The sequence below is a fragment of the Roseococcus sp. SDR genome (assembly GCF_019083995.1).
Lineage (GTDB): Bacteria > Pseudomonadota > Alphaproteobacteria > Acetobacterales > Acetobacteraceae > Roseococcus.
The window spans coordinates 334,952-347,538 of record NZ_JAHRCU010000002.1 but is presented as its reverse complement, the minus strand read 5'-3'; the positions used below and the strand labels follow the sequence as shown (position 1 = coordinate 347,538).

General features: G+C 70.6%; 11 protein-coding genes. 3 read left to right on the top strand and 8 right to left on the bottom strand.

Features of this window, described 5'->3' with window-relative positions; genetic code table 11:
- Positions 1 to 2: 2 nt before the first annotated feature.
- The 3 genes from KTR66_RS03850 to KTR66_RS03840 all read left to right on the top strand — a co-directional run bounded on the left by KTR66_RS03850 (position 3) and on the right by KTR66_RS03840 (position 3,540).
- Positions 3 to 707 (top strand): response regulator, encoded by a 705-nt coding sequence (locus KTR66_RS03850; RefSeq protein WP_213610590.1) that lies wholly within the window; start codon positions 3 to 5, stop codon positions 705 to 707.
- Between the two features lie 56 nt (positions 708 to 763).
- On the top strand, positions 764 to 2,131 hold the full coding sequence (locus tag KTR66_RS03845; protein WP_249731811.1) for an ATP-binding protein: 1,368 nt from the start codon (positions 764 to 766) through the stop codon (positions 2,129 to 2,131).
- An 83-nt stretch (positions 2,132 to 2,214) separates the two neighbouring features.
- On the top strand, positions 2,215 to 3,540 hold the full coding sequence (locus KTR66_RS03840) for an LLM class flavin-dependent oxidoreductase (protein WP_213610588.1): 1,326 nt from the start codon (positions 2,215 to 2,217) through the stop codon (positions 3,538 to 3,540).
- Between the two features lie 7 nt (positions 3,541 to 3,547).
- Here KTR66_RS03840 and KTR66_RS03835 read toward each other — a convergent pair whose 3' ends face one another.
- The 8 genes from KTR66_RS03835 to KTR66_RS03800 form a co-directional block, all read right to left on the bottom strand.
- A complete protein-coding gene (locus KTR66_RS03835) occupies positions 3,548 to 5,005 on the bottom strand; it encodes a PAS domain-containing methyl-accepting chemotaxis protein (RefSeq protein ID WP_213610586.1) in 1,458 nt (485 codons plus the stop codon).
- Positions 5,006 to 5,100: 95 nt separating this feature from the next.
- On the bottom strand, positions 5,101 to 6,081 hold the full coding sequence (locus KTR66_RS03830; protein WP_213610584.1) for a tripartite tricarboxylate transporter substrate binding protein: 981 nt from the start codon (positions 6,079 to 6,081) through the stop codon (positions 5,101 to 5,103).
- A 222-nt stretch (positions 6,082 to 6,303) separates the two neighbouring features.
- On the bottom strand, positions 6,304 to 7,161 hold the full coding sequence (locus tag KTR66_RS03825; RefSeq protein WP_371819012.1) for a fumarylacetoacetate hydrolase family protein: 858 nt from the start codon (positions 7,159 to 7,161) through the stop codon (positions 6,304 to 6,306).
- A gap of 54 nt (positions 7,162 to 7,215) precedes the next feature.
- Positions 7,216 to 8,610 (bottom strand): amidase, encoded by a 1,395-nt coding sequence (locus tag KTR66_RS03820; protein ID WP_213610582.1) that lies wholly within the window; start codon positions 8,608 to 8,610, stop codon positions 7,216 to 7,218.
- Positions 8,611 to 8,641: 31 nt separating this feature from the next.
- Positions 8,642 to 9,049, bottom strand: coding sequence for a hypothetical protein (locus tag KTR66_RS03815; protein ID WP_213610580.1), 408 nt, complete (start codon positions 9,047 to 9,049; stop codon positions 8,642 to 8,644).
- A gap of 27 nt (positions 9,050 to 9,076) precedes the next feature.
- Positions 9,077 to 9,493: a hypothetical protein gene (locus tag KTR66_RS03810; RefSeq protein WP_213610578.1), complete on the bottom strand. Its 417-nt coding sequence runs from the start codon at positions 9,491 to 9,493 to the stop codon at positions 9,077 to 9,079.
- A gap of 97 nt (positions 9,494 to 9,590) precedes the next feature.
- Positions 9,591 to 10,880: a hypothetical protein gene (locus KTR66_RS03805; protein ID WP_213610576.1), complete on the bottom strand. Its 1,290-nt coding sequence runs from the start codon at positions 10,878 to 10,880 to the stop codon at positions 9,591 to 9,593.
- Entirely contained in the window at positions 10,880 to 12,562 is a 1,683-nt protein-coding gene (locus KTR66_RS03800) for an AMP-binding protein (protein ID WP_213610575.1), read from the bottom strand. Before KTR66_RS03800 ends, KTR66_RS03805 begins: the two co-directional genes overlap by 1 nt.
- Between the last annotated feature and the right edge of the window lie 25 nt (positions 12,563 to 12,587).

Here is a 12,587-nt window from a genome sequence, read left to right as displayed (position 1 = left end):
CCATGGCCGAGACGAGCGCCGACATCCTGGTGGTGGACGACGATGCCCGGCTGCGCGCGCTGCTGCAGCGCTTCCTGACCGAGCAGGGCCACCGCGTCGCCGTGGCGGGCGATGCGACGGAGGCGCGCGCCGCCATCGAGGCCATGGCCTTCGACCTGCTGGTGCTGGATGTGATGATGCCCGGCGAGACCGGGCTGCAGCTGGCCGAGCATCTGCGCCGCGAGGGGCATGAGACGCCCATCCTCATGCTGACCGCGCGCGGCGCGCCGGATGACCGCGTGGCGGGCTTCGAGCACGGCGCCGACGACTACCTGGCCAAGCCCTTCGACCCGCGCGAGCTGGCGCTGCGCATCCGCACCATCCTGCGCCGCGTGGCACCCCGCGCCGCACCCACGGCCCTGCCGGACGGGCCCATGCAGCTCGGCCAACGCTGGTTCGACGCCGAGCGTTGCGAGCTGCGCGGCCCCGAGGGCACCCAGCGCCTGACGGGCGGCGAGGCCGCGCTGCTGACGGCGCTCGCTCGCCGCGCGGGCGAGGTGCTTTCGCGTGAGGAGATCGCAGTGGCGCTCGGCACGCCCGATGCCGGCGAGCGCAGCGTGGACGTGCAGGTCACGCGCCTGCGCCGCAAGATCGAGGTGGACCCGCGCGAGCCGCGCTTCCTGCACACCATCCGGCACAAGGGTTATGTGCTGAGACCCGGGCCGTGAATGAAGGGGCCGTCAATGAGGGGGCCTCGAACCAAGGGGCCTTGAACCAAGGGGCCTTGAACCACAGGCCGGCGGCCAAGCGGCCCCACAAGTCGCTGCTGCGCGGCCTCGGCGGGCTGCTGCCGCGTGGCCTGCTGGCGCGCACCCTGCTGATCATGCTGCTGCCGTTGGTCGTGCTGCAGGGCGTGGCGCTCCAGCTCTTCTATGGCGGGCATCTCGACGTCATCTCGCGCCGGCTCTCCGCCGGCCTGGCCGGCGATGTCGCCTTCGTGGCGAACCTGGTGGACCAGGCGCCCGAGGCGATGCGCGGCCAGATCCTGCGCGAGGCCAATTGGCGCCTTGGGCTATCGCTCGGCTTCGAGCCGGGCCAGCAGCTCGGCACGCCGCCCGCGCGCGCCGCCTGGATGCCTTTCCTGCCGCTGGAGGAGGATCTGGACCACGCGCTGCGCGAACGCATGAGCTTCGCCTTCGACGCCGACTGGCACAGCGACCCCCAGGCCATCGTCATCCGCGTGCAGACCGGCACCGGTCTGCTCTCGGTGGAGGCGCCGCGGAAGCGCCTGTTCAGTACCACGCTCTACGTCTTCGTGCTGTGGCTCGTGGGCTCCGCCCTGCTGCTGGCGGGCATCGCCATCCTCTTCATGAAGAACCAGGTGCGCGCCATCCGCCGCCTGGCGGAGGCGGCGGAATCCTTCGGCCTGGGCCGCGACACCGCGCCCATCAAGCCGGAGGGCGCCCGCGAGGTGCGGCAGGCGGCACTCGCCTTCAACGCCATGCAGGGCCGAATCCTGCGTTTCGTGAGCCAGCGGACGGAGATGCTGGCCGGCATCAGCCATGACCTGCGCACGCCGCTGACGCGCATGCGGCTCGCCATCGTCATGCTGCCCCGCTCGCCCGAGACGGCGGAGGATCTGGAGGCACTGAACCAGGACCTCGAGGAAATGGAGCGCATGGTCGAGACCTATCTCGCCTTCGCCCGCGGCGAGAGCATCGAGGCGCCGCGTCCTTCCGATCTTGTCGAACTGGTCGAGGAGATGGCGACGAAGTCCCGCCGCAGCGGCGCCGATGTCAGCACGACGCTGCCGGAGGTGCTGGTGCTGCCGCTGCGCGCCGATGCGCTGAAGCGCGCGCTGGGCAACCTGCTCGACAACGCCCGGCGCCACGCGCGGCGCATCGCGATCGGCGTGGCCGAGGTCCAGGAGGCCGGCCGCCACTGGGCAGAGCTGACCGTGGATGACGACGGCCCCGGCATTCCCGCGGCCGACCGCGCCGAGGCCTTTCGCCCCTTCAGTTCCGGCTCCGCCACCGGAACGGGCCTGGGGCTGGCCATTGCGCGGGACATCGTGCGCGCGCATGGCGGGGAGATCCTGCTGGAGGAGAGCCCCATGGGCGGCTTGCGCGCGCGGATGCGGCTGCCGGTATGACCGCATGGCAGGGCTGCGCCTGCCGCCCTGCAACCTGGCAAGGTGCCGCGCCAAGTCACTGACGTGTACGGAGGGTTTGGCGCATGGCGCGGAAGCAATTGCACCTCGGGGCCTTCATGCGGCCCGTCGTCATCCATACCGGCGGCTGGCGCTATCCCGGCGCCTGGCCCGACGCGAATTTCAGCTTCCCCAAGCTGAAGGCGCTCATCCAGAAGCTGGAGGCCGCGAAGTTCGACGCCTTCTTCATGGCCGACCACCTGGCCCTGCTGAACATGCCCATCGAGGCGCTGCGCCGCAGCCACACGGTGACGAGCTTCGATCCGCTGACCCTGCTGCCGGCGCTGGCCGCCGTCACCGAGCGCATCGGCCTCATCGCCACCGCCAGCACCACCTACAACGACCCCTATCATGTCGCGCGGAAATTCGCCTCGCTCGATCACATCTCGAACGGGCGCGCGGGCTGGAACCTCGTCACCACCGCCAACCCCGATGCGGCGCAGAATTTCGGCCATGACGAGCACATGGCGCATGGCGAGCGCTACAAGCGCGCGCGCGAATTCTACGACGTCGTGACCGGCCTCTGGGACAGCTTCGCGGACGATGCCTTCATCCGCGATGCCGAGAGCGGGATCTTCTGGGACCCGGCGCGGATGCATGTGCTGAACCACAAGGGGCCGGAGCTTGCCGTCCGCGGGCCGCTCAACGTGGCGCGGCCCGTGCAGGGCTGGCCGGTCATCGTCCAGGCCGGCGCCTCCGAGGCCGGGCGGCAGATCGCGGCCGAGACGGCGGAGATGGTCTTCGCCGCCGGCGGCCCCATCGCCGAGGCGCGCGCCTTCTACGCCGATGTGAAGCGCCGCGCCGTGGCCCTCGGCCGCAATCCCGATCACCTGAAGATCCTGCCCGGCGCGCTGGTCGTTGTGGGTGCGACGCTGGAGGAAGCGCGGGAGAAGCGCGCGCGGCTCGACAGCCTGGTGCATTACGAGAGTGCGCTGGGTGCGCTGTCCATCGCGCTCGGCGTGGATGCGCGCGGATTTGATCCCGACGGGCCGCTGCCCGAGATCCCGGAGACGGAGGGCGGCAAGTCGGGCCGCGAGCGCGCCATCGCCATGGCCCGGCGCGACAACCTCACCGTGCGCCAATTGGCGCAGCGGCTCGGCGGCTATGGAGGTGCGGCCATCGTCGGCACGCCGCAAAGCATCGCGGATGAGATGCAGGAATGGCTGGAGACGCAAGCCTGCGACGGCTTCAACGTCATGTTCCCCTTCGTGCCCGGCGGCCTCATGGATTTCACCGAACAGGTGGTGCCGGAACTGCAGCGGCGGGGCCTGTTCCGCAAGGAATATTCGGGCACCACGCTGCGCGAGCATCTGGGCCTGCCACGCCCGGCCAACCGCTTCTTCCCCGCCTGAGCGCGCCTCAGACGGCCAGCTCGCGCGCGCTCTCCTGCACCCGGGCGGTCTTGTCCGCGACGCCGGCCGCGGCCGAGGCGATCTCCTCCAGGCTCTGGTTGACCGACGCCACGGCCCCGGCCGCCGCCTGCATGTTCGCCGACATGTCGCGCGTCACCCCGCTCTTCTCCTCCACCGCCGCGACGATGCCGGCGGTGATGGCGTCGATCCGCGCGATGGCCTGCGTGATCGAGGCGATGGCGCCGACCGCGCCATCCACCGCGCCTTGCACCTGGCCCACCTGGGCGGCGATCTCCCCGGTTGCGCGGGCGGTCTGGGCGGCGAGGCCCTTCACCTCGGAGGCGACCACCGCGAAGCCCTTGCCGGCATCGCCTGCGCGCGCCGCCTCGATCGTGGCATTCAGGGCCAGCAGGTTGGTCTGGCCCGCGATCTCCGTGATCAGCTCCACCACCTGGCTGATGCGCCCGGCGGCGGTGACGAGGTCCTGCACCATCTGCGTCGCGCGCTCGGCCTCGCCGGTCGCGGCGGCGGCGGAACGCGAGGCCTCGCCGATACGGCCGCTGATCTCCGCGATGGAGGCCGCCAGATGCTCGGCCCCGCTGGCCACGGCCCGCACGCTCGCCGCCGTCTCGCGCGAGCGGCCGGCGGCGGCCTCGGCCTGGCCCCGCGCGAGGGAGATACTGCCGCCGACGCCCTGCAACGCGGCATCCACCTCCCGGCCCCGGGCGTTGCGGCGCTGCCGCTCCTGCATCTGGGCGGTGATGTCGGTGGCGAATTTCACCGCCTTCAAGGGCTTTCCGGCCATGTCGAGGATGGGGGTGTAGGTGGCCTCGATCCAGATCTCCCGTCCGCCCTTGGCCAGGCGGCGGAACTGGCCCTGGCGCGCTTCGCCCTGCGCGATGCCGGCCCAGAGCTCGGCATAGGCGGGCAGGGCCGCCTCGGCCGGGTCCATGAAGATCCGGTGGTGCCGGCCCCGCACCTCTTCGATCGCGTAGCCGGTCGCGGCCAGGAAATTCGCGTTGGCGTCGAGGATGTGCCCATCCAGCGTGAAGCTGATCACCGCCTGGCTGCGCTGGATCGCCGCCATGAGGAGCGTGTCCTCCCGCGCGCGGAGGCTGCGCGCAGTGGCATCGGTGGCGAGCAGGATGACCTGCCCCGCGGCCCCGGGCACCGGGCAATAGACGCCGTCCAGCAGAACGTCCTGGCCATCCGGGCCGCTGCATCGGAACGTCGCTTCCCCCGCCATCTCCGGCGCGGGGGTGGCGGGATCGGTGGGCTGCAGGATTTCGCGATGGGGCCGGCCGCGCAACGCCTCGGGGGCCAGGCCGGTCAGGGCGAGGAAGCCCGCATTGGCGTCGAGGATGCGCCCGTCTGGCGAGAGGGTCAGCGCCATGTGCCGCGCCATGATGGCGGCGAGCTGCGTCGCGGGACGCGCGGAGAACAGATGAATGAGCCGCTTCATCATGGTTGGCCGCCTTTTGGCAAGGAGAGCCTGCCCCGATCGGCAGGCTGCCCGCCGCGACTAGGCCAGCCGGATGAAGGCGCGGTTAAGCGCGCCTTCTATTCGACGCGCCCGATGCGCTGCACGGCGCGCACGAGGCGTGCCGAATCCTCCGCGAAGAAGCGCGCGAAATCCGGGGCGTCCAGGTAGCGCGGCGGCGAGCCCGCGGTCTCGAAGGCGCGCTGCAGCTCGGGGTCCTGCATGGCGACACGCAGGCTCTCGCGCAGACGGAGCTGGATCGCGGCGGGCGTGGCCACGGGCGCGAAAAGGCCGGCCCAGATGTAGAACTCCACCTCCGGGAAGCCGGATTCCATGAAGGTCGGCACATCGGGGAAGGCGGGGGCACGCTCACGGCCCCAGCAGGCCAGGACGCGCAGCCGGCCGGATTGCACGTGCTGCGTCACCGTGCCCGGCGCCGTCGCCAGCGCCTGGATATTGCCCGAGAGCAGCGCCGTGATGGCCGGGCCCGCGCCCTGGAAAGGCACGTGCAGCAGGCGGATCTGCGCGGCGGCGGCGAACATCTCCATCGCCACATGCAGCGTGCCGTAGGCGCCGGAGGAGCCATAGGGGATGTCGCCGGGCCGTGCGCGCGCGGCGGCGACGAATTCCGCGAGATTGGCCCAGGGGGCCGAGGCCGGCACGGCCAGCACCGTCGGGTCCGCATTGACCAGGCCGATCGGCGCGAACTGATCCACCGTGTAGGGCGGCGCGCGGCCGAAAAGGCGCTCGGCTTCGGGGATCACGGCCAGCGAGGAGAGGGCCATGAGCAATGTCTGCCCGTCCGGAGCGGCACGCGAGACGAAGCCCGAGCCGATCGCCCCCGCGCCGCCCGGGCGATTCTGCACCACCACGGGCTGGCGGAGGTTTCGCTCCATGGCGGCGGCAACGGGCCGCGCGGCGAGATCGGCCTGGCCACCCGGCGGGAAGCCGACCACCATGGTGACGGGGCGGGTCGGGAAATCAACGCCTTGTGCCATCGCGACACCGCTTGGGGCGGCGCCGGGCAGCAGGGCCAGGAGGCCGCGGCGGTCCAGCCTCATGCGGCGGCGGCGGTGTCGCGATCGTCGAGGAGGCGGGCGGGCTGCTGAGGGGCTTCGTCCCGCGGCGGCTCATAGAAGGCGGCAGCGCGCTGCGCCTGCTCGGGCAGCGTACAGATTTGCGTTGCCGTCAGAGGACGACGCCGCAGCATGGGCAAGGTGCTGGGTCCGCGCAAAGTTGTTCCTCCCACCGAAGGTTGTCACGCCTTAGTCAAAAAACGCGCTTCAGGCGACTCGATTCTCAAGCATTCCAATTCCGGGAACCTCGATCCGCACCACATCGCCGGAGGCGAGGAAGCGCGGCGGCGAGAAGCCGATGCCGACACCGACCGGCGTGCCGGTGGCGATGACGTCGCCCGGCTCCAGCGTGATGCCGGCGCTGATCGCTTCGATCAGCGTTGGAATGTCGAAGATGAGGTCGCTGACCGAGGCGTGCTGCCGCTGCTCGCCATTCACCCAGGTGGTGAGCGTGAGCTTGGCGGGGTCTGGCACTTCGTCGGCGGTGAGGATCGCGGGGCCCATGGGGCAGAAGCTGTCCAGCCCCTTGCCCAGCACCCATTGGCTGTGGCGCTTCTGGAGATGCCGCGCGGTGACGTCGTTGATGATGGTGTAGCCGAAGACGTGCTTCAGCGAATCCGCCTTGGCGATGCCGCGCCCGCCCTTGCCGATGACGACGCCGAGCTCGCCCTCGTAGTCGAGGCCGCCGGTGGGATCGAGATGGCCGAGGATCGGCTCGCCGGTCGCGATGATGCTGGTGTGCGGCTTGCTGAACACGACGGGGAAGGGGGGAACCACATCCTTGGCGCCGCCGTCGAACCCGGAGCCGGCGAATTCCTTGGCGTGTTCGTGATAGTTCTTGCCGACGCAGAACACGTTCTTCGGCGTGCGCGGAATCGGTGCCAGAAGGCGCGCCTCGGGCACCACAGGCGCATCGCCGATGGCAGGAACGCGGCCCGAGGCGATCAGCCCCAGCATGTCGCGCGGGAGGGTGGAATCGATGGCGGTGATGTCACGCACGGCGCCCGAGGAGTCCAGGGCGCCGACGCGGGCACCCATGCCATCGGTGAACGTCACAAGCCGCACGTGTCATGCCCCCGTCACAATGAGTGGCGGGGGTGAAGCATCTTTTCGTGGACGTTACAAGATGGGTGCGGCGGGGGACTGGAGCGCGGTTTCCAGGGCCCTGGCCGCCCGGAAACACAGGTCGTCCCGGTAGAGGGCGGCGGCCACCTGGACGGCGCGCGGCATGCCTTCGGCATCCAGGCCGACCGGGACCGAGATGGCGGGCTGGCGCGTCAGGTTGTGGCTGAAGGTCCAGGGCGCCCAGTCGCGCCAGAGCGCCATGCGCGGGTCGATCGTCGGCTGGTCGGCGGCGAAGGCGGCGGTGGGCGTGCAGGGGGTGAGCATCAGGTCATAACGCTGGTGGAAGCGCGCCATGGCATGCGCCGCCTCGATCCGCATCGCGTCGGCGCCGAGGAAATCCACCGCGCTCATCCGCCCCTCGGCCTCGGCCACCTCCAGGATGCCGGTATCGAGCAGCGCGCGCTTCTCCTCCGGCACGGAGGCGACGAGGCGGGAGAGGGCCACGCCCCAGACGCGGCCGAAAATGGCGCGCGTGTCGGGCAGGTGGGGGTCCGCTTCCTCGACGATGGCGCCGGCCGCTTCCAGCGCGCGGGCGGCCTGCATCAGCGCTTCCTCGCCCTCCGCATCCAGCGGCGCGTCGAAGCCCAGGCGGCGGACGAGGGCCACGCGCATCCCGGCGACACCCTCCTCGATGCCGTCCCGCCAGTCGCGCTTCTCATCCGGCAGGCAGAAGGGGTCGCGCACGTCGTTCCGGGCCATCGCGTTCATCATCAGCGCCGCGTCGCGCACGCTGCGCGCCATGGGGCCGGCCACCGCGACATTGGCGAATGCGCCGAGCGGCCATTGCGGGATGCGCCCGAAGCTCGGCTTCACGCCCACCACGCCGCAGAAGGCGGCCGGGATGCGGATGGAGCCGCCGGCATCCGTGCCGATATGCAGCGGCCCGAAGCAGGCCGCGGCGGCCGCCCCGGCGCCGGAGGAGGAACCGCCCGGCGTGCGCTCGCGATTCCAGGGGTTGCGGGTGATGCCATGCAGCGGGCAGTCGCCCGGCGATTTCCAGCCGAATTCCGTGGTCGTCGTCTTGCCGATGATGACGGCGCCAGCGAGCTTCAGGCCGAGCACCGAGGGCGAGTCTTCCGCCATGGGCGTGGCCTCGGTCGTGCGGCTGCCGCGCCGCGTCGGGAAGCCCGCCACATGCAGCAGGTCCTTCACCGTCACCGGCACGCCATCCAGCGGGCCCAGGGGGCGCCCGGCCGCCCAGCGCGCCTCGCTCTCGCCCGCCTGCTGCAGGGCGCGCGGGTTGAGGGCGGCAAAGGCATTCACCCAGGGGTTCATCCGCGCGATTCGCTCGGTCACCGCCTTCAGCGCCTCCACGGGCGAAAGCGCGCGGCGCGCATAGAGGGCCAGAAGCTCTTCGGCTTCCATCAGGGCGGGGTCGGTCTGGGTCATGCGGGGAGAATGCCCCCGCTCGGAAGGCGCGTCACCTGGGGCTGCGCTCGACGTTGCACTGCTCAATCCGCACGGTTGCGCGGCCATTGGCGAGGCTGGCCGGCAGGGGCGGCAAGCCGGTCCGGATCGGGATGATCAGGCGGCCCGGCCTTTGCCAGCCCCCCGGGCCGGCGTGGACATCGGTCCGGAAGTTCGTGCCCTGGATGGTGATCACCATCCAGAAGGACACGAAGCCGTTCGATGTGTTGATCAGGCCGACGTCCAGGGAATCGGAACTGGGCGAAGCAATCTCCGCGGGGATGAACGAGCAGCCCTCACTCCCGACCATATTCAGCGTAACCGCCGAGGCGGGGATGACGAACTGCGCCTGGACGGGCGCGGCCTGGCCCAGGGCAAACCCGGCGACCAGGAATCCAGGCAGAAGGCGGCGGATTGGCATCAGCGTCTCTCTGGGGTGGGGCGCGCTTCAGCGCCAGTTGCGGGGCGGGCCGCCTGGGGTGGGCGCGGTGGAGCAAGTCTGGATGGTCACGGTGGCGCTGCCATTGGTGATGCTGGCCGGCAGCGCTGGGGTCAGCCCGCGGATCGGGACCACGAGCGAGCCCGGGCCCAGCGCGCCCGTGGCCGCGCTCTGGATGGTGCGGCTGAAGCCCGTGCCGCTCAGCGCCACCTGGACGCTGAAGGAGATCCAGTTCGTACCGGTGTTCGTCAGGCCGACCACCAGCTGGTCCGTGCCGATCGAGTAGATCTGCCCGGGCGAGAGCGAGCAGCCATTGTTCATGCTGTAGTTCAGCGTGACGGCCGAGGCGGGGATGGCGAATTGCGCCTGGGCCGGCAGGGCGAGGGAGAGGCCGGCGAGGAGGGTCAGGGCGGGAAGCTTGAACATGGAAGGCTCGTCTTCAGGTGATCGCTCGCCGGAGATTGCCGCAGGGCGGACGACCGCGCCAATCGGCGGTGACGATCCTGATCGAAGCGCGCGCCTATCAGTGCGCGACGGGCACGCGCGCGGGGCCGATCCGCCGCCGCGCCAGGATGCGTTGCAGATCATCGCGCCGCCCGGCCTCCGCGCAGGCCCGCAGCAGGGTGAACTCCACAAGATCCGTCTGCGCCCGGCTGCCGCCGATGCGTTCGCTCTCCGCCAGCAGCGGCTCCAGCATCTGGATGACCCGCGCGTGGTCGCCTTGCCGGTAGGCCAGGAAGGCGCGGGAGATGGTGGGGATGACCGGCCCCGAAGGGTAGCGCCCGGCCTCGGCCAGGGCCGCGATCTGCGCGATGCGGGCTTCCAGGGCTTCGGCGTCACCGGCCACCGCCTCGGCCAGCATCACATGCATGTCGGCGAAGGCGATGCCGGGCTTGGGGAAATGCGCGCGGGCGAAGTCGCGCATCGCGGTCCAGGCCGCTTCATCGCGCGCATGCCCGGCCAATTCCCAGCGCCAGAGGAAGGAGGTTGCATCCTGCAGCTTCTGCCGCGCCGTGCCGCTGCCGCCCTCCAGCGAGAAGGCGGCGCGGTAGAGGGCCAGCGCCGCATCCGTCTCGCCCGCCTCCAGCTCACCCAGCGCGAGATGCCAGTGCAGATGCCCGTGCAGCACGCCGCCGCGCGGATAGGCTTTCAGCCACTCCCGCAGGAAGGCGCGCGCGGCGTCGGTCTCGGCCTGCTCGTAGCAGAGATGCGCGCGCGAATGCGCGACCCAGGCGCTGTCCGGCCGCTGCGCGAAGGAGGCCTCGACGCGATCGCGTGCCGCCGCGTGCTGGCCGGTTTCGTTCAGCGCCATGGCGTGCGCGGAGGCGAACCACCAATCGCCCGCGTAGTGCGGCGCGAGCCGGTCCATCATCGCCGCCAGCCGCGCCTTTTGTCCGACCTGTCCGGAGGAACCCAGCAGCCCGTTCGGATTGGCGTTGGTGTTGAGCACCATCGCATCGCGCGGCCAGGAATCGATATGCTGCTCCAGCGCGGCGATCGCGGCCTCGATCGGGCGCGTCATCAGCGTGCGATAGAAGGCGATCTGGCTCGCCTCGCGCGGCGTGATGCCGCCGGTCAGCGATTCCGCCGTGGTCAGCGCCTCGGCCGCCGCCGCCGTCTCGCCGCGCAGCAGCAGGCCCTGCGCGCGGCCGACATGCGCGAGCGCGAAGCCCTGATCGGCGGCGATGGCGTCCTCGAAGGCCTCGACGATACCGTCATATTGCGTGAGGATCCGGTCCAGCCCCAGCGCATGCGCATCCCGCGCGGCAGCGGAGCTGGTGGAAAGCGGAAGGCCGTAGGAATCGGTCAGCATCAGCGCAGCTCCGGGAAGTCTTCCTCACGGAACTCGGCCTCCCCGCGCGTGCCGCTGGCGAAGCGCTTCTCCTCCAGCTGGCGCAGCTCCACGCGGCGGATTTTTCCCGAGATTGTCTTGGGCAGGTCGTACACCTCCAGCCGGCGGAGGCGCTTGTAGGGCGAAAGCCGTTCGCGCAGGTGCTGGAAGATGCTGAGCATGGTGGCGCGATCCGCCTCCACCCCCTGGGCCAGCACCAGATAGGCCTTGGGCACGGCCAGGCGCACCGCGTCCGGCGCCGGCACCACGGCGGCTTCCACCACCGCCTCATGCTCGATCAGCGCGCTCTCCAGCTCGAAGGGCGAGATGCGGTAGTCGGACGCCTTGAACACGTCATCCGCGCGGCCGACGTAAGTGAAGTAGCCATCGGCATCGCGCGTCGCGACATCGCCGGTGCGATAGGCGATGGAGCCCAGCGGCTGGAAGCTGCCATCATCATTCTGATAGCCCTGCATCAGCCCCATGGGCGGTGGGTCGAGCAGCAGGGAGACCTCGCCCTCCTCCACCTCATTGTCATCGGGGTCGAGCAGGCGGACGCGATAGCCGGGCGATTCCTGGCCCATGCTGCCGGGCTTCACTTTCTGGCCGGGGAAGCTCGCGATCTGCAGCGTCGTCTCGGTCTGGCCATAGCCCTCGCGGATCGTCATGCCCCAGATCTTCTGGACATGCTCGATCACCTCGGGGTTCAGCGGCTCACCGGCGGAACACAGCTCGCGCAGCGCGCCGCGATGCGGCGCCATGTCCTGCTGCACCATCATGCGCCAGACGGTCGGCGGCGCGCAGAAGGTGGTGACGCCCTGCGCGGCCATCGTCTCCAGCGTGGTGCGTGCGTCGAAGCGCGGCTGGTTGTTGATGAGGATGGTCGCCCCCGCATTCCAGGGCGCGAAGACGTTGCTCCAGGCGTGCTTGGCCCAGCCGGGCGAGGAGATGTTGAAATGCACATCGCCGGGCTGCAGGCCGAGCCAATACATCGTGATCAGGTGCCCCACCGGGTAGGAGCACTGGTCATGCAGGACGAGCTTCGGCTTGGCCGTGGTGCCGGAGGTGAAATAGAGCAGCAGCGGATCGCGCGCCTGGGTCACGCCCTCCGGCGTGAAATCGGCGCTGTTGTCGAGGAGCGCGTCGTAATCCACCCAGCCTGACGCGCCGCCGACCGCGATGCGCGAGACCTTGGGATCGAGCCCGTCGAACTTCGCCGCATCCGTGCCGTTCGCCACCACATGCTGCACACGGCCGCGCTCGAAGCGGTCCTTCAGGTCGGCGGGTGTGAGCAGCGTGGTGGCGGGGATGACGACCGCGCCAAGCTTCTGCGCGGCCAGCATCGTCTCCCAGAGCGGCGCGATATTGCCGAGCATCATCAGGATGCGGTCGCCCCGCTTCACGCCCATGCCGCGCAGCCCGTTCGCCAGGCGGCTGGAATCGGCGGAGAGCTGGGCGAAGCTGCGGGTGGTGGCGCCTTCGCCGAGAATCCGCAGCGCCTCGCTGTTGCCGAGCGGCCCGCGCGCCAATTCGGCGTCGAACCAGTCCAGCGCGTAGTTGAAGCGCTCCATCGCGGGCCAGCGGAAGTCGCGATGCGCCGCCGCGTAATTGCCCCGATGGGCAAAGAGAAGATCACGCGCCTGCTTGAACGCCTCGCCGCTCATGGGGGCCTCCCCGCCCTGTTCTTGT